Raw genomic sequence first — 26,194 nt, 5'->3', positions numbered from 1 at the left:
GTGCTCGTCCCGCCGGCCGCCGCGCCGGCCGCCGCGCCGGGCCGGCACGCCCGCGGCTTCGACCTCCGGATCGCCACCTACAACACGTGCGGGCACGGCTGCCTGCCGACGAAGCAGGAGTGCATCGACACGATCGGCCGCGACTGCGCGACCAAGCTCGAGCCCTGGGCGGACGGGCGCGCCGCGAAGGTCGCCGACGACATCGTCCGCGCCCGCGCGGGCGTCGTCGTCACGCAGGAGATCGGCAACAACCCCACGCCGACCCAGCCCGGGGTGGACGTCGAGTCGTTCCGCGCGCCGCTGACCGCCGCGATGCGGGCGCGCGGCTACGCCGAGGCGCCCGCGGACTACGCGGGGACCCGCAACCCCTGGTACGGGTACCCGCTCAAGTCGGGCGCGGGCCGGTTCACCTACTACGACCCCCGCCGGTTCTCCGACAAGGACGAGCGCGGCCGGGCCCTCCCGCACGACCTGCTGTGGCTGCCCGACTCCACCGAGATCTACGGCAAGACGATGACCTGGAACGTCCTGCGCGAGCGCCGCACCGGTACCCGGTTCGTCGTCGTCGACATGCACCTGGAGTACCGCAAGAACGGCGCGACCGACCCCAACGGCTGGACGAAGAACTGGGACCAGGTCCGCTACGCCGACGCCACCCGCACCGTGCAGTACCTCACCCGCGACAACGCGTCCACGCGGCGGCTGCCGATCGTGTTCGCGGGCGACATGAACTCCGCCTCGAAGGAGGACGGCGCCAGCGCCTACGACGCGTTCGCCGACCTCGGCTACGCCGACTCCTTCGAGGCCGCACCGGCGAACCGGCGCGCGAACGCCGAGTACGCCTCGTTCAACGGCGGGACGATCCCGCTGCCGAAGTCGGAGGACAAGATCGACCACATCTTCGTCAAGGCCGGGACGCCCGTCCGGCAGTGGACGCTCGTGCCGCAGACCACCGCGCAGGCGGGCGAGCCCCGCGACCTGCTGCGCTCCGACCACAACCTGGTGAACGCCACCGTGAGGATCGAGGGGCCCGCCCGATGACCACCGCCGCGAGCGGACGCTCCCTGGCCGCCGAGCTCCGCAAGGCCGACCCGGCGCTGTCCCGGTTCGACCCGCTGGACCGGATCCTCGTCCACGACGACTTCAACACCGGCACGCACGGCTGGATCGAGCTGCTCGGCAACTACGACGGGCACGGGAACCTCGACACCGTCGACGACCACATGCGCGACTTCCGGCCGCCGCAGCTCAGCTCCTGCAACTTCTTCGACGTCGGCACGCACGGCGCGATGTCCGGGACGTACGCGCTGAAGGTCGCGACCCGGCCGCTCGCCGGGCACACCGGCGTCGCGATCCGCCGGCTGACGATGGCGGGCCGCGGCCGCGTGCAGTTCGAGGCGTACCTGACGTTCAAGACCGAGGCGGCGTCGGAGGAGAACCAGGCGGCGGCCAAGGCGGGCGCGGGGGAGTGGGACGCGAACCTGCACCCGTCCGAGCAGCAGTTCGGCGCGTTCACCATCGCGACCGACATCTGCGACGGCGTCCGCTACCACTGCGTCGCCCGCTACCTGAACACCGACCTGGACAACAACCTGCGGCGCGAGTGGGTGTACCCCACGGTGCCGGAACCGACGCCGCGCGAGCACTTCGAGGGCAAGCTGAAGCTGCCGCCCACCGCCGACTTCACCGCCCCCGACCCGGACGACTGGAAGGCGTTCGGCGGGCCGCAGGAGCTCTGCTACAACGAGGTGCCGACCAAGGTCAACTGGCACTACGTGCGGTGGCTGATCGACACGAGCACGCGCTCCAACATCGAGCTGCAGGTCAACGACACCGTCTACGACATGCGCGACGTGCCCGTCCCCCCGTACGACGAGGAGTACGGGTCCCTGCAGAACCTGCTCAACTTCTACGTCTCGGTCAGGACGCACACCGACGTGCGCAACTTCCTGTACCTGGACTCGGTACTGATCTCGGTGGACTGGTGAGGAGCCCCGGCAGCATGCGCGAGTCGTTCACGGCCGTCCTGGAACGCAACCGCACCCTGGCGGGCGAGTTCGCGACGGAACCCTACGAGGCGGCCTGGGCCGCGGAGGCGCGCTGGTTCGTCCGGACGCTGAAGCGGACCGGCGCCGGCACCCGGCTGCGGGTGACGACCCAGATCTCGCCCGACGGCCTGCACTGGTGCGACCTCGACGCGGGCCGCGAGATCACCGGCGACCTGGAGAGCTGGGAGTCGGCCGGCTTCGGCGGCTGGCTGCGGCTGAAGGGCACCGTCGAGGGCGGCGGAGCCGATGCCGGCGCGGCCGCCGCCACCGTGATGATCTATCTCGCGCTGAAGAGCTGAGGGAGCGCCGCCATGGACCTGCGAAGGCGCGAGTTCCTCGCGCTGGCCGGCCTCGGCGCCTCGGCCGTGGCGCTCGGCGGCTGCGGCGTGGCGGGCGCGGGCGGGGCCGCGCCGCGCGGGTCGCTGCGCGCCGCGTTCGGGCAGCCGGTCACCGACCTCGACCCGTACAACGCGGGCACCGCGGTGGACGAGGCGTCGCTGATCGTCAAGCGGCTGGTCTTCGACACCCTCGTCCGCCGCGACGCGGCCGGCCGGCTGGTGCCCGGCCTGGCCGCGTCGTGGCGGCGCGAGAACGACACCACCTGGGTGTTCCGGCTGCGGTCCGGCGTGCGGTTCCACGACGGGAGCCCGCTGACGGCCCGCGACGTCGTCGCCTGCCTCGACCGGACGAAGGCGGTCAAGTCGGCACAGAGCGCGCTGTGGGCGACGGTGAAGTCCGCGCGCGCCGACGACGACACCACGGTCACGTTCGTCACGGACGGGCCGATGGGGACGCTGCCGGTGAACCTGACGCTGCTGTTCATCGTCCCGGCGCGGCTCGTCGCCGATCCGGCGCAGAAGCGCCGCCCCATCGGCTCCGGGCCGTTCCGCGTCACCGGGTTCACCCCGTCCACCGACGTCGAGCTGGCCCGCTTCGACGGGTACTGGGCGGGGCCCGCCCGGCTCCCCGGCATCTCGATGCCGTTCATCGCCGAGACGTCCAGCGCGATCACCGCGCTCCGCAACGGCGACGTCGACCTGCTGTGGCCCGTCCCGTCCGACCAGCTCGGCGAGGTGAAGGGCAAGCACGGCGTGCGGGTCGCGTCGGTGCCGAGCTGGACGTACTACCTGACCTGGTTCAACTGCGGGCGCAAGCCGTTCACCGACCCGCGCGTCCGGCGGGCCATGGTGCAGGCCCTCGACATGGACGAGATCGTCGGGAAGCTGTTCGGGGCGGGCGCGCAGCGGATGGACGCCCCGATCCCGTCGACGGTGTTCGGCCACGCCGCGCAGCCGCCCTACGCCCACGACCCCGGCGCCGCCCGCAAGGCGCTGCGCGACGCGGGCCTCGGCGACGGCTTCGAGACCACGATGATGTGGTTCGACGCCACCGGCCCGCTCGCCCGCGAACTCGCCCAGTCGATGATCTCGGCGTGGAAGGACGTCGGCGTGACCGTCCGGCCGCAGAGCATCGAGAAGGCCCAGTGGCTCCAGCGCCTCAACACCCTCGACTGGGACATGGAGCTGCAGACCAACACCGTGACGACCGGGGACGCGGCCTTCACCCTCGGCCGCCTCTACACCTCCAAGGCCAACCGGATGGGCTACAAGAACCCCGCCCTCGACAAGATCCTCGCCGAGGCCGGGCAGGCCGCCGATGCCGGCGACCGCGCCCGGCTGTACGCCGACGCGTGCAGGATCGTCTGGGACGACGCCGTCGGGGTCTTCCCCGCGGCGCTCACCACCGCCTACGGCCTCGGCACCGGGATCACCGGGTTCACGCCGGCCGCGAACAACCAGCCCGACCTGTCCACGGTCACGAGGAGGACGCCATGACGCCGCGCCGCCGGGCCACCCTGCGCGACATCGCCGCCGCGCTCGACCTGTCGGTCAACACCGTGTCCCGCGCCCTCGCCGGCAAGGACGCGGTGAGCGCCGAGACCCGCGAACGGGTCCGGGCCGAGGCCGACCGGCTCGGGTACGTCCCGAACACGATGGCGCGGTCGCTGGTGCTCCAGAACGCCATGACGATCGGCCTGGTCATCACCAACCCGTCCAACCCGTTCTACGCCCGGCTCATCAGCGCGATCGAGGAGCGCGGCCGGGTGCACGGCTACTCGCTGATGCTGATGGTCACCGAGGACAGCGCCGACAACGAGCGGCGCGTCGCCGAGGAGCTGATGCGGTGGGGCGTCGACGGCGTCCTCGCCGTCCCCGTGCAGCACGGCATCGACCACTGGGAGCGGCTCGGCAAGTCGGGCACGCCCGTCCTGCTGCTGAACCGCGACCTGCCCGGCCTCGACGCCGACCTCGTCGGCGTCGACTACTACGACAGCGCCCGCCGCGCCACCGAGCACCTCGTGGACGGCGGCGCCCGCGAGCTGTACCTGGTCGAGGAGGACCTGGACATCTCGCCGGTCAACGAGCGGATCCGCGGCTTCCACGCCGTGCTCGCCGAGCGCGGCATCGCCGTCCGCGACGACCACGTCCTGCGGGTGCCGACCCGCCGCCGGGAGGCCAGCTCGCAGCCCTGGGACCCGATCGACTCCTACGCGGTCGGCCGCCGGCTCGCCGACCGGATCGAGCCCGGCTCCGCCGTCCTGGCCGGCAACGACTACTTCGCGCTCGGCCTGTACCGGGCGTTCACCGAGCACGGCCTGTCCATCCCCGGCGACGTCGCCGTCGCCGGGCACGGCGACCACCCGTTCGCCGCCTACCTCGCGCCGCCGCTCACCACCGTCCGGCTGCCCGCCGCGCGCGTCGGCACGACCGCCGTCGACCGGCTGCTGGAGCGGATGGCGGGCGCCCCGCCCGCGGACGCCCCCGCCCGCACGCTGCTGGAGGCCGACCTCGTCGTCCGCTCCTCGACGGCGGGCCCCTCGGCCGCCCGGACCGGGGGGACGTCCTGATGGGCCGCTTCCTGCTCCGCCGCGCCGGCCAGGCCGTCCTCGTCGCCTGGGGCGCCGTCACGCTCGTGTTCGTGGTCGTGCGGGTCGTCCCCGGCGACCCCGCCACCCTCATCCTCGGCCCGGACGCGAGCGCCGACCAGCTCGCCTCCGTCCGCGCCGACTTCGGCCTCGACAAGCCCCTGTGGCAGCAGTACCTCACGCACATGGGCGAGGTGCTCCACGGCGACTTCGGCGACTCCTGGCGGCTCGGCGGCGGCGCGATGAGCGCCACCCTCGACCGCTTCCCCGCGACCCTCGAACTCGCCGCCCTCGCCCTCGTCATCACCCTCGCCGCCGGGTTCCCGCTCGGCATGCTGTGCGCGCGGCGGCCCGGCCGGATCCTCGACGCCCTCGTCTCCGCCGGCTCCCTCGTCGGCCAGGCGCTGCCGTCGTTCTGGCTCGGCATCGTGCTGATCCTGCTGTTCGCCCGGCAGCTGCACTGGCTGCCCAGCACCGCGGGCGGCGGCCCCGAGGCGGTGATCCTGCCGTCGGTCACGCTCGCGCTGCCGTTCGTCGGCTGGCTCGCCCGGCTCGTCCGCAACGGCGCCCTGGAGGAGATCGGGAAGGACTACGTCCGCACCGCCCGCGCCAAGGGCACCGGCGAGGGAGCCGTGCTGTACGTACACGTCGCCCGCAACATCGCGCTGCCCGTCGTGACCGTCCTCGGGCTGCTGATGGGCAACTTCATCGCCAACGCCGTCATCGTCGAGGTCGTGTTCTCCTGGCCCGGCCTCGGCTCGCTGATGGTCGACGCCATCACCAACCGCGACTACGCCGTGGTCGAGGCCGCCATCGTGACGATCACCGTCTGCTACATCGCGCTGAACCTCGTCGTCGACGTCCTGTGCGTCGCCCTCGACCCGCGCCTCACCCCGCAGAACGCATGAACGGGAGCACACCATGAGCGCCATCGCCGCCGCGCCCCCGCAGGCCGCGGCCGAGCCCCGCCGGCGCCGGCTGCCGGCGCGGGCGTGGATCGGGCTCGCCGTCGTCGGGCTGTTCGTCCTGGCCGCGCTCCTCGGACCGGTCCTGATGCCCTACGACCCCGTCGCCACCGACCTGCCGCACCGCCTCCTGCCGCCCGGCTCGCGGCTCGGGGACGGGTCGGTCGCCTGGCTCGGCACCGACCAGGTCGGCCGGGACATGCTCACCACCCTGCTCGCCGGCAGCCGCGTCTCGCTGCTGGTCGGCGCCGCCACCGTCCTCGCGGGCGGCGCGGTCGGGCTCGTCGCCGGGCTCGTGTCCGGGTACTTCGGCGGCTGGGCCGACGCCGTCCTGTCCCGCGTCGGGGACGTCCAGCTGGCGTTCCCGTCGATCCTGCTGGCGATCCTCATCGCCGGGGTCCTCGGCCCGAGCGTCACCAACGTCGTCATCACTCTCGCCGTGACCCGCTGGGTGGTGTTCGCCCGGGTCGTGCGGGCGTCCGCGCTCGCGACCCGGGACCTGGAGTTCGTCGACTCCGCCCGCGTCCTCGGCGCCGGCCACCTCCGGATCCTCGTGCGGCACGTGCTGCCGTCGTGCTGGCAGCCGCTGCTGGTCGCCGCGACCGTCCAGATCGGCCTGGTGATGGTCGCCGAGGCGTCGCTGAGCTTCCTCGGCCTCGGCATCCCGCCCGACCAGGCCTCCTGGGGCGCGACCGTCGCGGCGGGCCGCGACTACCTCGGCTCCGCCTGGTGGATCTCCACGATGCCCGCGATCGCGCTGGCCGCCGTGGTCACCGGGGTCGGCCTCGTCGGCGACGCCTTCCGCGACCTCGCCGACCCCCGGGCCCAGCTCTGAGAGGCACCCCATGACCATGTCAGCCGTCCACCCCGCCCCCACCCCGCCCGGCGAGGACGCCGCCGCCGAGCTCCGCGACGTCCACATCGGGTTCCGTTCCGGCCGGCACGTCACCCCCGTCGTCCGCGGCGTCACGCTGCGGCTGCTCCCCGGACGCGTCCTGGCCCTCGTCGGCGAGTCCGGCAGCGGCAAGAGCCTCACGTCCCTCGCCCTCATCGGGCTCCTGCCGCCCGGCGCCGAGATCACCTCCGGGAGCGTCGTCCTCGGCGGCGACGACACTGCGGGCTTCACCGCCCGGCAGTGGCGCGAGGCGCGCGGCAGCCGGGTCGCGATGGTCTTCCAGGACCCGATGGCCGCGCTCAACCCCGGCTTCGCCGTCGGCCGCCAGATCGCCGAGCCGTTCCGGCGGCGCCTCGGCGCGAGCCGCCGGGACGCGCGCGAGCGGGCCGTCGCGCTGATGCGCGAGGTCGGCATCGCCGACGCCGAGACGCGCTACGGCGACCATCCGCACGAGTTCTCCGGCGGCATGCGGCAGCGCGCCGTGATCGCGATGGCGCTGGCGCTCGGCCCGTCCGTCCTGCTCGCCGACGAGCCCACCACCGCCCTCGACGTGACCGTCCAGGCGCAGATCCTGCGCCTGCTGGCCCGCCGCCAGCAGGAGGCGGGCCTCGCCACGCTGCTGGTCTCGCACGACCTCGGCGTGGTCGCGCGGATGGCCCACGAGGTCGCCGTGATGTACGCGGGGCGGATCGTGGAGCAGGGGCCGCTGGACGCCGTCTACACGCGTCCCGCGCACCCGTACACGCTGGGCCTGCTGCGGGCCATGCCGGACGGGAAGGAGGAGGGCGGCCGCCTGACCCCGATCGCGGGGCTGCCGCCGGATCCGCGCCGCCCGCCCGGCGGCTGCGCCTTCCATCCCCGCTGCCCGTTCGCGACGGACGTGTGCCGGACCGAGGACCCGCCGCTCGCGGGCTCCGGCGGCCGGTCCGTCGCCTGCCACCACGCCGACGAGGTGCGCGCCGCCCACAGCGGCCCCGACAGTGCCGCCCACGGCGCCCCCCAGAGCGGCCCCCACAGCGCCGCCCACAGTACCGAGGAGGACCGATGACGGCGACCGCGCACGACACCGCCGCACCGGCCGGGGACGCCGAGGTCGTCCTGCGGGCCGCCGGCCTGGAGGCCGGCTACCAGCGGCCCGGCCGGCACGGGTTCGGCCGGCGGCGGGTGCCCGTCGTCGCCGGCCTCGACCTGACCGTCCGGGCGGGCCGCACGGTCGGCGTCGTCGGCGAGTCCGGCTGCGGCAAGTCCACGCTCGCCCGCGCGATCGTCGGGCTGATCCCCGCGTTCGCCGGGACCATCGAGTTCGCGGGGACCGACCTCGCGTCGCTGCCGCGCCGGCGCCGCCGCCGCGTGGCCCGCGACGTGCAGATGGTGTTCCAGGACCCCTACACGTCGCTGAACCCGCGCATGACCGTCGCCGCGGTCATCGCGGAGGGTTGGCGGGTCCATCCCGGCATCGTGCCGCGCGACCGCGAGGACGCCGAGGTCGCCCGCCTGCTGGACCTCGTCGGCCTGCGGCCCGAGCACGCCGCGCGGCGCCTGCACGAGCTGTCCGGCGGGCAGTGCCAGCGGGTCGCGATCGCCCGCGCGCTCGCGCTGCGGCCCCGGCTGATCGTGTGCGACGAGGCGGTGTCGGCGCTGGACATGTCGGTCCGCGCGCAGATCCTCAACCTGCTGGCGGACCTGCAGGCCGAGCTGGGCGTGGCGTACCTGTTCATCTCCCACGACCTGGACGTCGTCCGGCACATCGCGGACGAGGTCGCGGTGATGTACCTCGGCACCGTCGTCGAGCAGGGCACCGCTGAGCAGGTGTTCGGCGACCCCCGGCACCCGTACACGCGGGCGCTGCTGTCGGCGGTCCCGTCGGTGCGCGACCGGCCGGACGACGCCGCACGGGAGATCGTCCTGGAGGGGGAGGTGCCGTCGCCGGCGGCGCCGCCGAGCGGGTGCAGGTTCCGCACCCGCTGCTTCATGGCCGCCGAGAGGTGCGCCCGGGACGTGCCGGAGCTGATCGTCCGGGAGGGGACGGCGCATCCGGTCGCCTGCCACTTCGCGGACGCGGACACCGGCACGGACACGGACGCCGGGACGGCGTCTAGCGCTCGGTGACAAGGCGCAGCCCGAAGCCGATGAAGGCGATGCCGGTGAGCTGCTGCAGGCGCCGCTTGACGGCCGGGCGGGCGAGGGCGCGGCGGGCCGCGCCCGCGGCGCCCACCACGAGCCCGAACCACAGCAGGCCCTCGGCGGTGTGGATCGCCGCGAACGCCATGCTCGTCCCGAACACCGGCGCGCCGTGCGGGACGAACTGGGGCATCAGGCTCATGTAGAACACGCCGGCCTTCGGGTTCAGCAGGTTGGTGGTGAACCCGGTGCGGAACGCGGCGAGCCCGGAGACCGGCGCGTCCGGTTCGGCGGCGGACCCGCCGCCGGGCCGGCGGCGGGTCCGCCACAGCGCCTGGGCGCCCAGCCAGAACAGGTAGCAGGCGCCCGCGACGCGCAGCGCGTCGAACGCGAGCCGGGACGCGGCGAGCAGCGCGGTCAGCCCCGCCGCGCTCGCGACCGCCCAGGTCAGGCACCCGGCCGCGACCCCGGCCGCGGCGAGGTAGCCGGTCCGGCGGCCGGCGGTCACCGTGGTCCGGACGACGAGCATCGTGTCCAGTCCCGGGGTGACGGTGATGACGGCCGCCACCGCGGCGAAGGCAAGACAAGCGGTGAGCATCCGGACATTCTGCCAGGAATGTTCCCGCCCTTCGGGGGAACGGCGGCCGGGTCCCCTTTGATTGGATCGGAGCATGGCTGACACCAGGAAGATCGGAGACCTCCACGTCCACCCGCTGTCGCTCGGCGGCAACGTGTTCGGCTGGACGGCGGACCGCGACACCTCGTTCGCGATCCTCGACGCCTACGCGGCGGCCGGCGGCGACTTCGTCGACACCTCCGACTCGTACACGGCGTCCGCGCCCGGCAACGTGGGCGGGGAGTCCGAGACGATCATCGGCGACTGGATGGCGGAGCGCCGCAACCGCGACGACATCGTGGTGGCCACCAAGGTCGGGCGGCACCCCGGCCGGCGCGGCCTCGCGCCCGCGAACATCCGCGCCGCCGCCGACGACTCGCTGCGGCGGCTGCGGACCGACCGCATCGACCTCTACTACACCCACTTCGACGACCCGTCCGTCCCCGTCGAGGACATCATGGGGACGCTCGACGAGCTGGTCCGCGCGGGCAAGGTCCGCGAGATCGCCGTGTCCAACATCGAGCTCGACCGGCTGGAGGCGTCGCTGGAGTTCAGCGAGCGCGAGGGCACGGCCCGCTACGTGGCGATCCAGCCGCACTACAACCTGGTGTCCCGCGACACCTACGAGGGGCCGCGCCGCGCCCTCGCCGAACGCCACGGGCTGGCCTGCGTCCCGTACTACGGCCTGGCGTCGGGGTTCCTGACCGGCAAGTACCGTCCGGGTGCCGAGGTGGACAGCCCGCGCGCCGGCCGGGCGGGGGAGTACCTGAAGACCGAGCGGGGGCGCCGGGTGCTCGCCGCCCTCGACCTGGTCGCGGAGGAGCAGGGCGTGCCCGTCGCGACGGTGGCGCTCGCGTGGCTCGCCGCGCAGCCGACCGTCGCCGCGCCGATCGCGAGCGCCCGCACGCTGGAGCAGCTCCAGCCCTTGCTCCAGGTGTCCCGCACGACCCTCACCGGCGCCCAGCTGGCCGCGCTCACCGACGCGTCCGCCTGATTTCCGGTCCCAGGTCGGAAAAGTCGGGATGTACCGTTCCATCCCGTGCCCCCACCCGACTTCCTGCTGATCGGCGGCCTGGCCGCGCTGCTCGGCGCCATCGTGCAGGGCAGCGTCGGCCTCGGCGTCGGCCTCGTCGCCACCCCCATCGTGACGATGCTGTTCCCGTCCCTGATGCCCGGCTCGATCCTCGTCATCGCGCTGGCCCTGCCGGTCGCGACGCTCGTCCAGGAGGTCCGGCACGTCGAGATGCGGGGCCTCGGCTGGGCGTTCGCCGGACGCCTCGCCGGGACCCCCGCCGGGGCCTGGCTGGTGGCCGCCGCCCCGGACCGCGTCCTCGGCGTCGTCCTCGGCGCCGTCGTCCTCGCCGCGCTCGCCGTCACGACCTGGTCCGGTGAGGTGCCCCGCAACCGCCGCACGCTCGCCGTCGCCAGCGCCATCTCCGGCACCACCGCCACCGCGTCCGGCATCGGCGGCCCGCCGATGGCGCTGCTCTACCAGCGCGAGAGCGGCCCCCGCGTCCGCGCCACCCTCGCGGTCTTCTTCATCGCCGGCGCGCTGCTGTCGCTCGGCACCCTCGGCGCCGCCGGCCGCCTCCCGGCCCGCCAGGTCACCGCGGGCCTCGCGCTGCTCCCGTTCGTCTACGCCGGCTTCTTCGCCGCCGGCCCGCTGCGCCGCTACCTGGACGCCGGCCGCCTCCGCCTCGCGCTGCTCATCGTCGTCGGGACGTCCGCGATCGTCCTGATCGTCCGTAACCTGATCTGATGCGCCCCACCAAGGCCGACCTCGAGGCCGCCCGCGACCGCCTGATCCCCGACGTCCTGCCCCCGGACGGCGCGCCGCTGCGGGTCCTGTTCAGCGGCATCAACCCGGGCCTGTACTCCGCCGCGACCGGCCACCACTTCGCCCGTCCCGGCAACCGGTTCTGGCCCGCGCTGCACCGCTCCGGGTTCACCGACCGGCTGCTGCACCCGTCCGAGCAGGACCTGCTGCCCGGCTACGGCCTCGGCATCACCAACATCGCGCCGCGCGCCACCGCCCGCGCCGACGAGCTGACCGACGAGGAACTGCGCGACGGCGGGCGTCGCCTCACCGCGCTGGTCGAGCGGCACCGCCCCGCCTATCTGGCCATATGCGGTGTCACGGCCTACCGCACCGCGTTCGGCCGTCCCCGCGCCGAGATCGGCCCGCAGGACGAGGCGTTCGGCCCCGCGCGCCTGTGGATCCTGCCCAACCCGAGCGGGCTGAACGCGAGCTGGCAGCCCGACCGGCTCGCCGCCGAGTTCGCCCGGCTCCGCGAGGCCGCCGACGCCGCCGGCGCCGTCAGGACGACGAGTGGTCGAGCGCCGCGGTCGCCGCGAACATCGTGCTGATCTCGGTGACGAGCGCCGGCTTCGGCTCCCACAGGCCCGGGCTGCGGCCGAGTGCCACGATGGGCCGGGGCAGGGCGCGGACGCCGCCGAGATGCCAGTGGTGCGCGCCCGGGTCCGCCCACGGGCCGCAGTCGCAGGAGCCGCCCCGCACGGCGGCGGAGCAGACCCCGTCGAGCTCGGCGACGGCGATGATGGCGCCGATGGTGGCGAGCGGGTCGCGCGGGTCCCAGCCGGCGGCCTGGATCAGCGGCGAGTCGCACGCCTTCAGGTCGACCCGCATGGAGGCGTGCACCAGGAGCGGGCCGCGGTAGGCCGTCGGCGCGCTCTCGTTCGAGACGCTCTTCCCGCCACGCGCGATCGCGAACGCCCACGGCTGCTGAACGCTCAACGCCTGCACGCGGTCACCTCCTGTCGGCCCGAAGCGTGATCGCGCGGGTCCGGCGGGACGGTCGCCGCCGGGTTTCCGCGCGATGATGCCCGAGAGGCTAGGCGCATCTTCGCGCGATTGCCAATGCGGGAGGCGAGCGGCTCGTGCGAGGCCATTCCGATCCCCTTCGATCACCAGTGTGACGCGCGAGGACGGTGTCCGGTTGACGGATCACCGGGACGGAAGGGACGTCCCGGCGGCGCGTTCCGGCGGCACGGAAGGGCGCCCCGGCGTGCTCGCCGGGGCGCCCTTTTCCGGCGCTTGTCAGCCCTTCAGGGCACCCGCCATCAGCCCGCGCATGAAGAACCGCCCGAGCAGCAGATACACCAGCAGGGTCGGCAGGGAGGCGAGCAGCGCCTCGGCCATCTGCTGGTTGTACTGGACGGCGACCGCGCCCGACCCGGCGGTGTTGTTCAGCATCACCGTGACCGGCCAGCTGTCGGGCGCGCCGAGGAACACCGCGAACAGGAAGTCGTTCCACATCGAGGTGAACTGCCAGATCACCGTCACCGCGAACGCGGGCCCCGACACCGGCACGATGATCGACCAGTACGTGCGGATGATGCCCGCGCCGTCGACCCGGGCCGCCTCGATCAGCTCGCCCGGGACCGTCACGTAGTAGTTCCGGAAGATCAGCGTGCAGATCGGGATGCCGTAGACGACGTGCGCGAGCACGAGGCCGCGGATCGTCCCGACCAGGCCCATGTTCGTCAGCAGCCCGGCCAGCGGGATCATCACCGCCTGGTACGGGATGAACATCCCGAACAGGAACAGCGTGAACACGGCGTCGGCGCCGGGAAAGCGCCACTTCGACAGCACGTACCCGTTCAGCGAGCCGAGCACCGCGGAGATCAGCGAACCCGTCACCGCGATCTTGACGCTGTTCTCCAGGCCCGGCTTCAGCGCGTCCCACGCCGAGCTCCACCCGGAGGTGCTCCAGTGGTGCGGCAGGTTCCACGCGCTGCTCGGGTCGGCCTCCTGCAGCGGCTTGAAGCTGGTGACGACCAGGACGTACACCGGGATCAGGAACAGGATCACGAACGCCAGCAGCACGACCGGCCGGGCGATCCGCAGCGCGCGGGCGCCGGCGCCCGCGCCGGCCGGGGGACGGGCCGTGCTCGCCGCGGTCACCGGTTCCGCTCCGTCCGCACCGACCACACCAGGTACGGGATCACCAGCAGCGCCACCGCGAGCAGCAGGTAGGTGGCGATGGTGGCGCCGTTGGCGGGGTCGTGCCGGTCGAAGATCTCCACGTACGTCGCGATGGCCGGGACGTAGGTGATGATCTGCTTGCCGGCGATCGCCATGATCAGGTCGAACACCTTCAGCGAGATGTGCCCGAGGATGATCAGCGCCGACAGCGTCACCGGGCGCAGCTGCGGGAAGACCACGTACCGGTACACCTTCCACTCGGACGCGCCGTCGACGCGCGCGGCCTCCCGCAGCTCCTCGGGGACGCTGCGGAACCCCGCCAGGTACAGGGCCATGACGTAGCCGGACATCTGCCAGATCGCGGGGAGCGCCATCGCGGCCATGCCCCAGGACGGGTCCTGCCACCAGTCGTTCGCCAGCCCGCTCAGGTGCAGCTTGTCGAACAGCTGGTTGAACCCGACGGCGCGCTGCGGCGGCGCCGGGTTCATCAGCCACCGCCACACCACGCCGCTGGCGATGAACGACACCGCCATCGGGAACAGGTAGACGACCCGGAACGACGCCTCGCCCCGGATCCCCTTGTCCATCAGGAACGCCAGGAACGCGCCGAGCAGGAGGGCGCCGAGCACGAACACGGCCGTGAACAGCAGCGCGTGCTTCACCGCGCCCGGCCAGCTCGGCTGGTGCCACAGGTCGACGAAGTTCTTGCCCTTGTCGAACCCGTACGGCGACACCTCGTCGTGCTTGCCGCTCAGCGCCACCCTCGTGTTCCAGAAGATCAGCCCGTAGACGAACAGGCCGATCGCCACGATGGACGGCGAGACCAGCAGCAGACCGGGCAGCCACCTCCTGCTCCGGCGCAGGTTCCACCGGCGTCCGGTGCCCGCTCCCGTCACTGACCGCTGTTCTTCGCGGCGGCGACGAGCTGGGACTGCAGCTTCCCGACGTCCTTGCTCTGCAGGAACAGGCCCACCGCCGTGTCGATGTCGGTGTGCTGCTTCTTGCTGGCGTTGACGCCGTGCCAGAACGAGCCGGCGAGCTTGGTGGCCGGGTTGTTCCACTGCTCGAACGCGTACTTCAGGTAGCCGGTGCTGTACAGGCTCTTGTCGGCGTCCTTGCGCGCCGGGACGGAGCCCTTCTTCGGGTTGAAGAGGTCCTGACCCTCGCGGCTGGACACCTCCTTCAACCACGCCAGCGCCCCGGCGTGGTGCGGCGCGCCCTTCGGCAGCGTGAAGCTGTCCGACAACCACAGGTAGGTGCCGTCGGTGCCGGGGGTCGGCGCGTACTTGAAGTCGGTGTCGAGCTTCTTGCCGAGGCCGTTCGGGGCACTGCCCACGAAGTAGCCGTAGGCCCAGTCGCCCATGATGTTGAACGCGGCCTTGCCGTCCACGACGGCCTTCGCGGCGCCCTGCCAGTCGGTGGACGCGGCCTCGGTGGTCGTGTACTTCAGGATCTCGGCGTAGTCGTTCAGCGCCTTCGTCATCGCCGGGGAGCTCCAGTCGGCGCCCGGCTTCCACAGCGCGTTGTAGGCGTCGGTGCCGAGGTCGCCGAGCAGCACGTTCTCCAGCAGGTGGTCGGCGGTCCACTGGGCGCCGAGCGACAGCGGCACCTTCTTGGTCTTCTCCTTGACCGCCTTCAGGTCGGCGATGAACTCCGGGATCGACTTCGGCGCGTCGGAGATGCCGGCGTCCTTCAGGATCCCCGGGTTGTACCAGAGCATGTTGGACCGGTGGATGTTCACCGGCACCGAGTAGATGTGGCCCTTGTAGCTGATCTGCTGGAGGAGCTGCTGCGGGTAGACCGACTTCAGGTTGTTCTCGTCGTAGAAGGAGTCCAGCGGCTCGATCTGCCCGGCCTTGATGTAGTCGAGCAGCTCGGCGCCCGCGTGCCCCTGGAAGGAGTCCGGCGGCTTGCGGTTCTGCAGCCGGCTCGCCAGCACCGCCTGCGCCTGCGTGCCCGACCCTCCGGCGATCGCGGCGTTGATGAACTTCGTACCGGGATTCTTCTTCTCGAAGTCGGCCTTCATCGCGGCCAGGCCGTCGGCCTCGCCGGGACCGGTCCACCACGAGAAGACCTCGACCTGGGACTTGTCGTTGTTGCCCTTGTTTCCGTTTCCGCCGCACGCCGACAAGGCGAGCGCGCCGGTCATCGCGACGGCCGCGAACGCCGTCCAGCGGTGCCGGGGAGCACGTCCTAGCATCGTCCGTCCCTTCGGTAACCCCCGGGGTAAGCAAGCGTCCGTTCGGGACGTGACCGGGTCAACACCGGGGACGGAAAAGTGATCACTCGGTTACCGGGCCGGGGCCGGCGCGCGGCGCGCGCCGGCCCCGGCGGAATGGTCCTTCGGACGCGGCTCCCGGACCGCCTCCCGCGGCTACCAGCCGAGGGCGGGCGGGAGCGTCGCGGTGCCGGCGTCGGGCCACTCGTGCGGCTCGCCCAGCGGGGCCAGCTCGGCGAGCTGCAGCCGGTACCACGGGGAGGCCTCCGGCCGCGCGGCGAGGTCGAGGCACTGCCGCCACGTCCACCACTCGGCGTCCTCGACCTCGTCGGGGTTGCGGCGGACGGGCGTGCCCGCGGGGACGTCGGCGCGCACCACCGGGCAGCGCTCGTTCTCGAGGGTGCCGTCCTCGGCGACGGCCCGGTACTGGAACGCCGGCAGGACGGATGTCAGGGACACGCCGGAGATGCCCAGCTCGTCCTGCAATCGCCGCAGCACGGCGTCGCGGAGCCCCTCGCCCGGCCCGGGATGGCCGCAGCAGCTGCCCGTCCAGACGCCCGGGAAGGTCCGCTTCGACAGGGCGCGGCGAGTGATCAGAACGCGACCCTCCGTGTCCACCACATAGCAGGAAAAGGCCAGGTGGTACGGCGTGTCTCTATGGTGACTCGCGGCCTTGGGGGCGGTTCCGACCGCCTCGTCATCCGCGTTGAGCAGTACGATCTCTTCGACGGCCATGCTCTTTTCCTACCCCATCGGCCCCGCCGGGGTCAGTCGTTTCACACCCGGCGGGCAGGTCCCCTCCGGCGCGTCGCGGGCGAACCGGGATTAAACTCGGAACGGCCCGAGCCAGGGGAACCGGTCCCCGACGGAGGAGTTGACACGCGTGAGCCTGCTGGAGTCGATCAAGGGTCCCGACGACCTCAAACGACTGGACGCCGCGCACCTGTCGAGCCTCGCGGACGAGATCCGCGACTTCCTGATCGACGCGGTCGCCAAGACCGGCGGCCACCTGGGCCCCAACCTCGGCGTGGTCGAGCTCACCATCGCGCTGCACCGGGTGTTCGACTCGCCCCGCGACAAGATCCTCTGGGACACCGGGCACCAGTCCTACGTGCACAAGCTGCTCACCGGCCGGCACGACTTCACCCTGCTGAAGCGGCGCGGCGGCATCTCCGGCTACCCCAGCCGGGCCGAGTCCGACCACGACGTCATCGAGAACTCGCACGCCTCCACCGCGCTGTCCTACGCCGACGGCATGGCCAAGGCGTTCGAGCTGCGCGGCGAGGGCGACCGGGTCGTCGTGCCCGTCGTCGGCGACGGCGCGCTCACCGGCGGCATGTGCTGGGAGGCCCTCAACAACATCGCCGAGGGCAAGGACCGCAAGGTCATCATCGTCGTCAACGACAACGGCCGCTCCTACTCGCCGACGATCGGCGGGCTGGCGAGCCACCTCGCCGCCCTGCGCGTCACCCCGACCTACGAGCAGGCCCTCGACCTCGTCAAAAGGACCGTTCCGAGGGCGCCCGTCGTCGGGAACGTCGCCTACGAGGCGCTGCACGGCATCAAGAAGGGCCTCAAGGACATCCTGCAGCCGCAGGCCATGTTCGAGGACCTCGGCCTCAAGTACGTCGGCCCCATCGACGGCCACGACGAGCAGGCCGTCGAGCACGCGCTGCGCAAGGCGCGCGCGTTCGGCGGGCCGGTGATCGTGCACTGCATCACCCGCAAGGGCCACGGCTACTCGCCGGCGGAGAACGACGAGGAGGAGCAGTTCCACTCGCCGGGCCCGTACGACCGCGAGACCGGCGTGCAGAAGCCCAAGGGCCGCATCTGGACCGACGTGTTCAGCGAGGAGATGGTCGAGATCGGCCGGGAGCGCCGCGACGTGGTGGGCATCACCGCCGCGATGCTGCACCCGGTGGGGCTCGCCGACTTCGCCGCCGCCTACCCGGACCGGATCTACGACGTCGGCATCGCCGAGCAGCACGCGGTGACGTCCGCCGCCGGGCTCGCCCTCGGCGGCCTGCACCCGGTCGTCGCGGTCTACGCCACGTTCCTGAACCGGGCGTTCGACCAGGTGCTGATGGACGTCGCGCTGCACGGCCAGGCGGTCACGTTCGTTCTCGACCGGGCCGGCGTCACCGGCGACGACGGGCCGTCCCACAACGGCATGTGGGACCTGTCGCTGCTCCAGCTCGTGCCCGGCATGCGGATCGCCGTCCCGCGCGACGGCGCCCGCGTCGCCGAGCTGCTGCGCGAGTGCCTCGCGGTGTCCGACGGCCCGACCGCGCTGCGCTTCCCCAAGGGCGCCGTGGCCGCCGACCTGGACGCCGTCGACCGCATCGGCGCGATGGACGTGCTGGCCCGCCACCAGGGCGCCAACGGAGCCGACGTGCTCATCGTCGCGGTCGGCGCGATGGCGACGCCCGCGGTCGAGGTCGGCGAGCGCCTCGCCGCGCAGGGCATCGGCGCCACCGTCGTCGACCCGCGCTTCGTCAAGCCCCTCGACCCGGCGCTGCCGGCCGCGGCCGCCGCGCACAGCATGGTCGCCGTGGTCGAGGACAACGGCCGGGTGGGCGCCGTCGGCGACGCCGTGGCCCGCCTGCTGCGCGACGAGGGCGTCGACACCCCGGTCCGCACCTTCGGCATCCCGCAGGAGTTCCTCGACCACGCCAAGCGCGACCTGATCCTCGCCGACTGCGGCCTCACCCCCCAGGACCTGGCCCGCGACATCACCGAGGCCGTCGCCCGCGTCACCGCGACGGACGCGCACGAGCCCGCCACGTCCGACTGACGCCCCGCCGCGTCAGATGCCCTCGGCGGACAGCAGCTGCCAGAAGTGGGTGATGGACGCGGCGCGGGTGCCGAGCTCGCGGCCGGAGTAGGTCCACCGGCCGCGCAGCCGCCAGGGCCGTCCGGTGCCGTCCTGCACGTAGACCTGGAGCGGGAAGCACGCGTCGTGGGCGCGGATGACGCCGGCCGGGTCGACGGACGGGGCGAGCCGGGGTTCGCCCTCGCACCGCACGCCCATCACGGACGTGCGCGGGTCCTGGCGCAGCAGGCCCTGCGTCAGGTCGTACACGAGCACGGAGACGTAGTCGGGTCCGAGCCACCTGAGGTCTGGCACCGTCTCGGGAGGGGGGAACCCGTACAGTTCTGGACCGACGGTCACACGCGCACGGTAGCGCTCCGTGCACGCTTTCGTCACTAGTTTCCCGGCGGGTTCTTCCGTCTCATCGGTCCTGCCCGGGCCCGGCGGCGCAGGCCGGAGGCGGGGACCACCGCGCGGCTACCCGTCCCCGCGGCAGGCCGACGTCATCGCCTCCCACCTGGCGAGCTTGACGCGTTCGCCGCGGTCGAGGCTGCGGGCGAGGGCGATCTCGGCGGCGTCGAGGTTGAGCCAGTCGGCGTAGGTGACGACGGGCAGCCCCCGCGCCTCGAGCAGCTCCTCGACGGTGCGCTTCGGCGCCGTGTCGGTGCCCTCCAGGTCCGCCAGGAGGTTACGGACGGTCTCCGCCGCGTCGGACTTGTTGGTGCCGACGACGCCGGACGGGCCGCGCTTGATCCACCCGGCGACGTACTCGCGGGGGACGGGGGAGCCGTCCGCGGCGAGGATGCGGCCGCCGTCGTTCGGCACGGTGAAGGACCGCTCGTCGAACGGCACGCCCGTCAGCGGGACGCTCTGGTAGCCGACCGAGCGCAGCACCAGCCCGACCGGCAGCGTCTCGAACTCGCCGGTGCCGGTGACGCGGCCCGACTCGTCCAGCGCGGTCTTCTCCAGCTTCAGGCCCTCGACGCGGTCGGTGCCGAGGATCTCGGCGGGCGCGCGCCAGAACCGGACGTCGATGTGGCGGGCGCGGCCGGCGGCGGGCTCGCCCGTCCAGGCGTTCAGCACCTTGACGTTGCCGCGCACGTGCCGGTCCTTCTCGGCGAGCTCGGCGCTGGCGGGGTCGAGGTCCATGTCCTCGGCGCTGACGTGGATGCTCGCGTTGGGCAGCTCGCCCAGCTCGCGGGCCTCCTTGGTGGTGAACTTCGCCTGCGCGGGCCCGCGCCGCCCGATCATGTGGACGCGCTTGACCCGGCTGTTCGACAGCGCCTCGATGACCTGCTCGGGGACGTCGGTGGAGCGCAGCTCGTCCGCGGTCTTGGCGAGGATCCGGACGACGTCGACGGCGACGTTGCCGACGCCGATGACGGCGACCTCCTCGACCGACAGGTCGAAGGAGTGGTCGGCGGCGTCGGGGTGCCCGCAGTACCAGTTGACGAAGTCGGTGGCGGCGATGCTGCCGGGCAGCTCCTCGCCGGGGATCCGCATGTGCCGGTCGACCATCGCGCCGGTGCAGTAGATGACGGCGTCGTAGCAGTCGAGGAGGTCGGCGCGGGTGAGGTCGCGGCCGAGCTCGATGCAGCCGAAGAACCGCACGGCCGGGTTCTCCAGGACCCGCTGCAGGTAGTTGGCGATCGACTTGATCGACGTGTGGTCGGGCGCGACGCCGTAGCGGACCAGGCCGTACGGGGTCGGCAGCCGGTCGAACACGTCCACCCGGACGTTCCCGTCGGTCTGCTTCACGAGGGCCTCGGCGGCGTAGATGCCGGCGGGCCCGGAGCCGATCACCGCGACGAGCACAGGGGATGCCATGCGCGTATTGTGCCGACCCGCACGGCAAAAGAACACCGTGACACCGGTCACGAGACCCTTTAACGGCCTTCGCGTGCGCCCTGTCAGGATCGCCCGGACGCGGCGGCGGCGAGCCCGACGCGGCTGTGGTGGCGCCCATAGGCGAAGTAGATGATCGAGCCGATCGCCATCCAGGCCAGGAACCGGTACCAGGTCTCCAGCGGCAGGTTGATCATGACGAAGAGGCAGCCGAGCACCGACAGGATCGGGATCACCGGGACGAGCGGGGTGCGGAACGCGCGCGGCAGGTCGGGGCGGGTGCGGCGCAGGATCAGCACGCCGACCGACACCAGCAGGAACGCGAAGAGCGTGCCGATGTTGACGAGCTCGGCGAGCTTGGCCAGCGGGATGAAGCCGGCCAGCACGGCGACGATGCCGCCCATGATGACGGTCGACAGCCACGGGGTGCCGAACCGCGGGTGGATGACCGACAGCCACGGCGGGAGCAGCCCGTCCCGGCTCATCGCGAAGAACACCCGGCTCTGCCCGAGCAGCAGGATGAGCACGACGGCGATGAGGCCGACGACGGCGCCGACGTCGATGATCGTGGCGAACGCGGAGTGCCCGACGGCCTTGAACGCGTCCGCGAGCGGCGCGGCGTCGGACAGCTTCTTGTAGTTCTGCATCCCGGCGACGACGGTCGACACCGCCGCGTACAGCAGCGCGGTGATGACGAGGGAGCCGATCAGGCCGATCGGCAGGTCGCGCTGCGGCCGGCGGGCCTCCTCGGCGGCGGTCGCGACGATGTCGAAGCCGATGTAGGCGAAGAACACGATGGCGATCGCGGCGAAGATGCCGAGCCAGCCGTAGCTGACGGGGGTGATCCCGAAGATCACCTGCATCAGCGGCGCCGCGGCGCCCTTCACCGACGGGTTCGGCTCGGACGGCGGGATGAACGGGTGGTAGTTCTCGCCCTTGACGAAGAAGAGCCCGGCCACGATGACCAGCAGCACGACGGACACCTTCACCACGACGACGACCGCGTTGACCCGCGAGGAGATCTTCACCCCGAGGACGAGCAGCCCCGTCACCACCAGCACCAGGGCGATCGCCGGGACGTTGACGACGCCGCCGTGGCTGCCCGGCGGGTTGAGGATCGCGGCGGGCAGGTGCAGGCCCGCGCTGTCCAGCAGCGAGGCGAAGTACCCCGACCAGCCGACCGAGACCACCGCCGCGCCGAGCGCCAGCTCCAGGATGAGGTCCCAGCCGATGATCCAGGCCGGGAACTCGCCGAGGGTGGCATAGGAGAAGGTGTAGGCGGAGCCCGCGACCGGGACGGTGGAGGCGAACTCGGCGTAGCAGAGCGCGGCCAACGCGCACACGACGGCGGCGAAGATGAACGACAGCGCGACCGCCGGGCCCGCCTTGTCCTTGGCGACCTGCCCGGTGAGGACGAAGATGCCCGTGCCGACGATGACGCCGATCCCGAACACGACGAGGTCGAGCGCGGACAGGTCGCGCCGCAGCCGGTGCCCGGGCTCCTCGGTGTCCTTGATCGACTGTTCGACCGACTTGGTGCGCAGCAGGTTCATTCGTCGGCTCCTCGGCGTCACGTCGTTGTGACACCCCTATGCCCGGATGCGCGCCGCTTATGATCGTCCACCGCCCGTGGCGGCCGGGCGGTGGACGATCCCGCTGCTCAGGCCGGAAGCGAGGCCACGCCGGGGGCGAGGAAGCGGCGGCCGGTCGCCTTCTCCGCGACGCCCGACCTGTCCAGGTACGGGGTGATGCCGCCGAGGTGGAACGGCCAGCCCGCGCCGAGGATCATGCACAGGTCGATGTCCTCGGGCGCCGCGACGACGCCCTCGTCCAGCATGATCCGGATCTCGTCGGCGAGCGCGGCGAGCGCCCGGTCGAGCACCTGCTCCTCGGTGGACGGGCGCGTCCCGCCGCCGAAGATCGCCACGACCTCGGGGTCGAGGGAGAAGTCCGGCAGGTAGACGCCCTTCTTGCCCGCCGCGACCATCTTGGCGAGGTTGTCCGACAGCGGGAACCGGTCCGGGAACGCGGCGTGCAGCGTCTCGTTGACGTGCAGCGCGATCGCCGGCCCGACCAGGCCCATCAGCACGAACGGCGGCATCGGCAGGCCGAGCGGCGCGGCGGCGCGCTCGGCGACCTCGATCGGCGTGCCCTCGTCGACCGCCTGGACGATCTCGGCGAGCAGCCGCAGCAGGACCCGGTTGACCACGAACGCCGGGGCGTCCTTGACCAGCACGCACGACTTCTTCAGCGCCCTGCCGGTCGCGAACGCGGTGGCGAGCGCCGCGTCGCCGGTCCGCTCGCCGCGGACGATCTCCAGCAGCGGCAGCACGGCGACCGGGTTGAAGAAGTGGAACCCGACGACCCGCTCGGGGTGCCGCAGCTCCGCCGCCATCTCCGTGACGGAGAGGGACGAGGTGTTCGTGGCGAGCACGCAGTCGGCGGAGACGTGCTCCTCGACCTCGGCGAACACCTTCCGCTTGACCGACATCTCCTCGAACACGGCCTCGATGACGAAGTCGGCGTCCGCGAACGCGTCCTTGGTCAGCGAGCCGGTGATCAGCGCCTTCAGCCGGTTGGCCTTGTCGGGGGAGACGCGGCCCTTGCCGAGCAGCTTGTCGATCTCGCCGTGCGCGTAGCCGACGCCCTTGTCGAGGCGCTCCTGGTCGAGGTCGGTCAGCACGACCGGGACCTCCAGGCGGCGCGCGAACAGCAGCGCGAGCTGCGAGGCCATCAGGCCCGCGCCGACGACGCCGACCTTGGTGACCTTGCGGGCGAGGGACTTGTCGGGCGCGCCCGCGGGGCGCTTCGCCCGCTTCTGGGTGAGGTCGAACGCGTACAGCCCGGCCCGCAGCTCGTCGCTCATGATGAGGTCGGCCAGGGCCTCGTCCTCGGCGGCGAAGCCCTCGTCGCGGCTCCGGTCCTTGGCGGCGGCGACCAGGTCGAGCGCCCGGGTGAACGACGGCGCGGCGCCGTGCAGCTTGCCTTCGAGGTTCCAGCGGGCCATCGCGATCGCGTCGTCCCACGCCTTGCCCTTGTCGACCTCGGGCCGGGTCACGGCGATCTCGCCGTTGAGGACGCGGGCCGTCCAGGCGAGCGACTCCTCCAGGAAGTCGGCCGAGTCGAAGATCGCGTCGGCGATGCCGAGCTCGTAGGCCTGCCGGCCCTTCAGCATCCGGTTCTGCGCGAGGGGGTTGTCGATGACGACCTGCAGCGCCTTCTCCGCGCCGATCAGGTTCGGCAGCAGGTACGTGCCGCCCCAGCCGGGCACCAGGCCGAGGAACGCCTCCGGCAGCGCGAACGCCGGGACGCCGGCGGAGATCGTCCGGTACGTGCAGTGCAGGCCGATCTCGACGCCGCCGCCCATCGCCGCGCCGTTGTAGTAGGCGAACGACGGGACGTCCAGCTCGCCGAGCCGCCGGAACACGTCGTGCCCGAGCTTGCCGATGGCCCGCGCGTCCGCGTGGCTCGTGATCAGCGGGACGCCCTTGAGGTCGGCGCCGACCGCGAAGATGAACGGCTTGCCGGTGACGCCGACGGCGGCGATGTCGTCCCGCGCGGCGACGCGGTCGATCGCCGCGTCCAGCTCGGCGAGCCCGTTCGGGCCGAAGGTGTTCGGCTTGGTGTGGTCGTGGCCGTTGTCGAGCGTGATCAGCGCGAGCGTGCCCGCGCCGTGGGGGAGCGCGACGTCCCGGACGTAGGCGTGCGTGACGACCTCGTCGCCGAATACTTCTGCCAGGCCGCTCACTTGGCGCCCTCCCAGTTCACGTTCTCCCAGAGGACGGTTCCGCCCATGCCCATGCCGACGCACATCGTCGTCAGCCCGTAACGCACGTCCGTGCGCTCCTCGAAGAGGCGCGCCAGCTGGTTCATCAGCCGCACGCCGGACGAGGCGAGCGGGTGGCCGAGCGCGATCGCGCCGCCCCACGGGTTCACCCGCGCGTCGTCGTCGGCGATCTTGAAGTGCTCCAGGAACGCCAGCACCTGCACGGCGAACGCCTCGTTGATCTCGATGAGGCCGATGTCGTCCATGGTCAGGGAGTTGCGGGCGAGCAGCTTCTCCGTCGCGGGGACGGGCCCGACGCCCATCACCTCCGGCTCGACGCCGGCGAAGGAGAAGTCGACGAGCCGCATCCTCGGCGCGAGGCCGAGGTCGCGGGCGACGTCCTCGGCGGCCAGCAGGCACGCGGTCGCGCCGTCGTTGAGGCCCGCCGCGTTCCCGGCGGTGACGTTGCCGTGCACACGGAACGGGGTCTTGAGCTTGGCGAGGTCGTCCATCGTCGTGCCGGGGCGCGGCGGCTCGTCCTCGGTCGCGAGGCCCCAGCCCTGCTCGGCGCTCCGGATCGCGGTCGGGACCAGGTCGGGCTGGATCTTCCCGGCGGCGTACGCGGCGGCGACCTTCTGCTGGCTGCGCACCGCGTAGGCGTCCGCGCGCTCCTTGGAGATCTGCGGGAACCGGTCGTGCAGGTTCTCCGCGGTCGACCCCATGACCAGCGCGGACGGGTCGACGAGCTGGTCGGCGAGGAACCGCGGGTTCGGGTCGACGCCCTCGCCCATCGGGTGCCGGCCCATGTGCTCGACGCCGCCCGCGATCACGACGTCGTAGGAGCCGAACGAGATGCCGGCGCCGGTCGTGGTGACGGCGGTCATCGCGCCCGCGCACATCCGGTCGATGGCGTAGCCCGGGACGCTCTTCGGCAGCCCGGCGAGCACGGCGGCGGACCGGCCGATCGTCAGGCCCTGGTCGCCGGTCTGGGTGGTGGCGGCGATCGCGACCTCGTCCACCCGCTCGGGGGGCAGGGACGGGTTGCGGCGCATCAGCTCGCGGATCGCGCGGACGACCAGGTCGTCGGCGCGGGTCTGCGCGTACAGGCCCTTCGGGCCGGCCTTGCCGAACGGCGTGCGGACGCCGTCGACGAACACGACGTCGCGTGCGGTGCGAGGCACGGGTCGTCCTCCCTGCGGATGGGCGGTCGGTGGTGGAAGTGTCGAGCCCCGTGCCGCCCACCGCGTCTCGCTGGAACGGATGGCCGTCGATCGGGCGGCACGAGTGCCCGCACCCGCGATGCTACTCGCTGGTAACCGCAAAGGCTACTCGTCAGTAACCACTGACCGGGCGGTGCCCTTGTTCGGCCCCGGGACTGGTGGGTAACGTGGCCCGAAATCACCGGAGGAGGCGCGGTGACGCATGCGAGGCCCGTATACCGGCCGGGACTGCGCCGGCGGATCGGGCACGTCCGCGACCTCACCGCCCTCCTGCTGCGCACGGGACTGCTGCTGTCCGGCGGGCCCCGCCGCGTCGGCCGCCAGCTCGGCGCGCTGCGCCGCTGGGGCACCAGCCTCGCCGGCGTCCTCGCCGCCGCGGCCGCGCACTCGCCGTCCCGTCCCGCCCTCATCGACGACGAGGGCGTCCTGTCCTTCGGCGAGCTCGACGACCGCGCCACCCGCCTCGCCCTCGGACTGCCGCTGCACGGCCCCCGCCCGCGCGTCGGCGTGCTGTGCCGCAACCACCGCGGCATGGTCGAGACGCTCGTCGCGTGCAGCAGGCGCGGCGCCGAGGTCGTGCTGCTCAACACCGGCTTCGGAACGGGCCAGATCCGCGCCGTGCTCGGCGAGCTGCGGCCCGCGCTGATCGTCGCGGACGCCGAGTTCGCGCCGCTGCTGGCGAACGTGCCGATCGCGCTGCGCCGCACCGTCCTGTGGGCCGACCGCCGTCCCGGCCCGCCCGGCGGACCCCCGGCCGCCGGGACGCCGCTGGCCGCGCCCGTCGCCGCACCCCCCGCGCCGGGCCCCGCCGACCAT

25 protein-coding genes are annotated in these 26,194 nt (G+C 72.8%); 14 read left to right on the top strand and 11 right to left on the bottom strand.

Going from position 1 to position 26,194, the window contains the following annotated elements:
- The 9 genes from F9B16_RS33730 to F9B16_RS33690 all read left to right on the top strand — a co-directional run.
- Positions 1–1,041, top strand: a 1,041-nt coding sequence (locus F9B16_RS33730; RefSeq protein ID WP_151544264.1) for an exonuclease/endonuclease/phosphatase family protein, incomplete at its 5' end; no start/stop codon positions are given.
- A complete protein-coding gene (locus F9B16_RS33725) occupies positions 1,038–1,988 on the top strand; it encodes a DUF6772 family protein (protein ID WP_151544263.1) in 951 nt (316 codons plus the stop codon). The genes F9B16_RS33730 and F9B16_RS33725, both read left to right, overlap by 4 nt.
- A gap of 14 nt (positions 1,989–2,002) precedes the next feature.
- The gene (locus F9B16_RS33720) at positions 2,003–2,347 is read left to right on the top strand and encodes a hypothetical protein (protein ID WP_151544262.1); all 345 of its coding nucleotides are present in this window, start codon (positions 2,003–2,005) and stop codon (positions 2,345–2,347) included.
- Positions 2,348–2,359: 12 nt separating this feature from the next.
- Positions 2,360–3,883, top strand: coding sequence for an ABC transporter substrate-binding protein (locus F9B16_RS33715; RefSeq protein ID WP_151544261.1), 1,524 nt, complete (start codon positions 2,360–2,362; stop codon positions 3,881–3,883).
- Positions 3,880–4,956 (top strand): LacI family DNA-binding transcriptional regulator, encoded by a 1,077-nt coding sequence (locus F9B16_RS33710; RefSeq protein WP_151544260.1) that lies wholly within the window; start codon positions 3,880–3,882, stop codon positions 4,954–4,956. Before F9B16_RS33715 ends, F9B16_RS33710 begins: the two co-directional genes overlap by 4 nt.
- Positions 4,956–5,882, top strand: coding sequence for an ABC transporter permease (locus F9B16_RS33705; RefSeq protein ID WP_151544259.1), 927 nt, complete (start codon positions 4,956–4,958; stop codon positions 5,880–5,882). The genes F9B16_RS33710 and F9B16_RS33705 overlap by 1 nt, the downstream gene beginning before the upstream one ends.
- Before the next feature lie 13 nt (positions 5,883–5,895).
- Positions 5,896–6,774: an ABC transporter permease gene (locus F9B16_RS33700; protein ID WP_151544258.1), complete on the top strand. Its 879-nt coding sequence runs from the start codon at positions 5,896–5,898 to the stop codon at positions 6,772–6,774.
- Between the two features lie 10 nt (positions 6,775–6,784).
- Positions 6,785–7,882, top strand: a complete 1,098-nt coding sequence (locus tag F9B16_RS33695; RefSeq protein WP_225992181.1) for an ABC transporter ATP-binding protein — start codon at positions 6,785–6,787, stop codon at positions 7,880–7,882.
- Positions 7,879–8,943 (top strand): ABC transporter ATP-binding protein, encoded by a 1,065-nt coding sequence (locus F9B16_RS33690; RefSeq protein WP_151544257.1) that lies wholly within the window; start codon positions 7,879–7,881, stop codon positions 8,941–8,943. The genes F9B16_RS33695 and F9B16_RS33690 overlap by 4 nt, the downstream gene beginning before the upstream one ends.
- Here F9B16_RS33690 and F9B16_RS33685 read toward each other — a convergent pair.
- Positions 8,930–9,553 (bottom strand): LysE family translocator, encoded by a 624-nt coding sequence (locus tag F9B16_RS33685; RefSeq protein ID WP_151544256.1) that lies wholly within the window; start codon positions 9,551–9,553, stop codon positions 8,930–8,932. The genes F9B16_RS33690 and F9B16_RS33685 overlap by 14 nt on opposite strands.
- Before the next feature lie 73 nt (positions 9,554–9,626).
- On the opposite strand from F9B16_RS33685, the gene F9B16_RS33680 reads away from it, so the two are divergent.
- From F9B16_RS33680 to mug, 3 genes are read left to right on the top strand one after another with little or no spacing between them, the layout of a single operon-like run.
- Positions 9,627–10,565: an aldo/keto reductase gene (locus tag F9B16_RS33680; protein WP_151544255.1), complete on the top strand. Its 939-nt coding sequence runs from the start codon at positions 9,627–9,629 to the stop codon at positions 10,563–10,565.
- Between the two features lie 45 nt (positions 10,566–10,610).
- Positions 10,611–11,330: a sulfite exporter TauE/SafE family protein gene (locus tag F9B16_RS33675; RefSeq protein ID WP_151544254.1), complete on the top strand. Its 720-nt coding sequence runs from the start codon at positions 10,611–10,613 to the stop codon at positions 11,328–11,330.
- Positions 11,330–11,938, top strand: a complete 609-nt coding sequence (gene mug, locus F9B16_RS33670) for a G/U mismatch-specific DNA glycosylase (RefSeq protein WP_151544253.1) — start codon at positions 11,330–11,332, stop codon at positions 11,936–11,938. The genes F9B16_RS33675 and mug overlap by 1 nt, the downstream gene beginning before the upstream one ends.
- Here mug and F9B16_RS33665 read toward each other — a convergent pair.
- The 5 genes from F9B16_RS33665 to idi all read right to left on the bottom strand — a co-directional run bounded on the left by F9B16_RS33665 (position 11,889) and on the right by idi (position 16,470).
- A complete protein-coding gene (locus F9B16_RS33665) occupies positions 11,889–12,335 on the bottom strand; it encodes an ASCH domain-containing protein (RefSeq protein WP_151544252.1) in 447 nt (148 codons plus the stop codon). The two genes, mug and F9B16_RS33665, sit on opposite strands and share 50 nt — an antisense overlap.
- A gap of 294 nt (positions 12,336–12,629) precedes the next feature.
- Positions 12,630–13,496, bottom strand: coding sequence for a carbohydrate ABC transporter permease (locus F9B16_RS33660; protein ID WP_404800536.1), 867 nt, complete (start codon positions 13,494–13,496; stop codon positions 12,630–12,632).
- The gene (locus F9B16_RS33655) at positions 13,493–14,413 is read right to left on the bottom strand and encodes a carbohydrate ABC transporter permease (protein WP_225992180.1); all 921 of its coding nucleotides are present in this window, start codon (positions 14,411–14,413) and stop codon (positions 13,493–13,495) included. Before F9B16_RS33655 ends, F9B16_RS33660 begins: the two co-directional genes overlap by 4 nt.
- Positions 14,410–15,717, bottom strand: coding sequence for an ABC transporter substrate-binding protein (locus tag F9B16_RS33650; protein WP_225992179.1), 1,308 nt, complete (start codon positions 15,715–15,717; stop codon positions 14,410–14,412). Before F9B16_RS33650 ends, F9B16_RS33655 begins: the two co-directional genes overlap by 4 nt.
- 174 nt (positions 15,718–15,891) lie before the next feature.
- On the bottom strand, positions 15,892–16,470 hold the full coding sequence (gene idi / locus F9B16_RS33645; RefSeq protein ID WP_151544251.1) for an isopentenyl-diphosphate Delta-isomerase: 579 nt from the start codon (positions 16,468–16,470) through the stop codon (positions 15,892–15,894).
- A 148-nt stretch (positions 16,471–16,618) separates the two neighbouring features.
- Here idi and dxs point away from each other — a divergent pair, with 148 nt between their 5' ends.
- The gene (gene dxs, locus F9B16_RS33640; RefSeq protein ID WP_151544250.1) at positions 16,619–18,529 is read left to right on the top strand and encodes a 1-deoxy-D-xylulose-5-phosphate synthase; all 1,911 of its coding nucleotides are present in this window, start codon (positions 16,619–16,621) and stop codon (positions 18,527–18,529) included.
- A 12-nt stretch (positions 18,530–18,541) separates the two neighbouring features.
- Here the strand turns inward: dxs and F9B16_RS33635 are convergent, their stop codons facing one another.
- The 5 genes from F9B16_RS33635 to F9B16_RS33615 form a co-directional block, all read right to left on the bottom strand.
- Positions 18,542–18,907, bottom strand: a complete 366-nt coding sequence (locus F9B16_RS33635; protein WP_151544249.1) for a hypothetical protein — start codon at positions 18,905–18,907, stop codon at positions 18,542–18,544.
- Between the two features lie 117 nt (positions 18,908–19,024).
- Complete coding sequence (locus F9B16_RS33630) at positions 19,025–20,374, bottom strand: FAD-dependent oxidoreductase (RefSeq protein WP_151544248.1); 1,350 nt, start codon at positions 20,372–20,374, stop codon at positions 19,025–19,027.
- 83 nt (positions 20,375–20,457) lie between these two features.
- A complete protein-coding gene (locus tag F9B16_RS33625; protein WP_151544247.1) occupies positions 20,458–21,945 on the bottom strand; it encodes an amino acid permease in 1,488 nt (495 codons plus the stop codon).
- 107 nt (positions 21,946–22,052) lie between these two features.
- Positions 22,053–24,140 (bottom strand): 3-hydroxyacyl-CoA dehydrogenase NAD-binding domain-containing protein, encoded by a 2,088-nt coding sequence (locus tag F9B16_RS33620; protein WP_151544246.1) that lies wholly within the window; start codon positions 24,138–24,140, stop codon positions 22,053–22,055.
- Positions 24,137–25,339 carry a thiolase family protein gene (locus F9B16_RS33615; RefSeq protein WP_151544245.1) on the bottom strand — a complete coding sequence of 401 codons (1,203 nt, stop codon included), beginning with the start codon at positions 25,337–25,339 and terminating at the stop codon, positions 24,137–24,139. Before F9B16_RS33615 ends, F9B16_RS33620 begins: the two co-directional genes overlap by 4 nt.
- A gap of 234 nt (positions 25,340–25,573) precedes the next feature.
- On the opposite strand from F9B16_RS33615, the gene F9B16_RS33610 reads away from it, so the two are divergent.
- Positions 25,574–26,194: AMP-binding protein (locus F9B16_RS33610; protein ID WP_151544244.1), on the top strand; the 621-nt coding region annotated here is incomplete at its 3' end.

Origin of the sequence: Actinomadura montaniterrae (genome assembly GCF_008923365.1) — a bacterium.
GTDB lineage: Bacteria > Actinomycetota > Actinomycetes > Streptosporangiales > Streptosporangiaceae > Spirillospora > Spirillospora montaniterrae.
Note: the sequence above shows the minus strand (reverse complement) of the source record. Positions and strands in the feature narration are given on the sequence as shown.

What these genes read in the sequence shown, in the direction of transcription:
- F9B16_RS33695 (WP_225992181.1), top strand. Translation starts at nt 6,785, where the DNA reads ATGACCATGTCAGCCGTCCACCCCGCCCCCACCCCGCCCGGCGAGGAC.
- F9B16_RS33680 (WP_151544255.1), top strand. Translation starts at nt 9,627, where the DNA reads ATGGCTGACACCAGGAAGATCGGAGACCTCCACGTCCACCCGCTGTCG.
- F9B16_RS33725 (WP_151544263.1), top strand. Translation starts at nt 1,038, where the DNA reads ATGACCACCGCCGCGAGCGGACGCTCCCTGGCCGCCGAGCTCCGCAAG.
- mug (WP_151544253.1), top strand. Translation starts at nt 11,330, where the DNA reads ATGCGCCCCACCAAGGCCGACCTCGAGGCCGCCCGCGACCGCCTGATC.
- F9B16_RS33715 (WP_151544261.1), top strand. Translation starts at nt 2,360, where the DNA reads ATGGACCTGCGAAGGCGCGAGTTCCTCGCGCTGGCCGGCCTCGGCGCC.
- F9B16_RS33700 (WP_151544258.1), top strand. Translation starts at nt 5,896, where the DNA reads ATGAGCGCCATCGCCGCCGCGCCCCCGCAGGCCGCGGCCGAGCCCCGC.
- F9B16_RS33685 (WP_151544256.1), bottom strand. Translation starts at nt 9,553, where the DNA reads ATGCTCACCGCTTGTCTTGCCTTCGCCGCGGTGGCGGCCGTCATCACC.
- F9B16_RS33625 (WP_151544247.1), bottom strand. Translation starts at nt 21,945, where the DNA reads ATGAACCTGCTGCGCACCAAGTCGGTCGAACAGTCGATCAAGGACACC.
- F9B16_RS33690 (WP_151544257.1), top strand. Translation starts at nt 7,879, where the DNA reads ATGACGGCGACCGCGCACGACACCGCCGCACCGGCCGGGGACGCCGAG.
- F9B16_RS33720 (WP_151544262.1), top strand. Translation starts at nt 2,003, where the DNA reads ATGCGCGAGTCGTTCACGGCCGTCCTGGAACGCAACCGCACCCTGGCG.
- F9B16_RS33630 (WP_151544248.1), bottom strand. Translation starts at nt 20,374, where the DNA reads ATGGCATCCCCTGTGCTCGTCGCGGTGATCGGCTCCGGGCCCGCCGGC.
- idi (WP_151544251.1), bottom strand. Translation starts at nt 16,470, where the DNA reads ATGGCCGTCGAAGAGATCGTACTGCTCAACGCGGATGACGAGGCGGTC.
- F9B16_RS33710 (WP_151544260.1), top strand. Translation starts at nt 3,880, where the DNA reads ATGACGCCGCGCCGCCGGGCCACCCTGCGCGACATCGCCGCCGCGCTC.
- F9B16_RS33650 (WP_225992179.1), bottom strand. Translation starts at nt 15,717, where the DNA reads ATGCTAGGACGTGCTCCCCGGCACCGCTGGACGGCGTTCGCGGCCGTC.
- F9B16_RS33705 (WP_151544259.1), top strand. Translation starts at nt 4,956, where the DNA reads ATGGGCCGCTTCCTGCTCCGCCGCGCCGGCCAGGCCGTCCTCGTCGCC.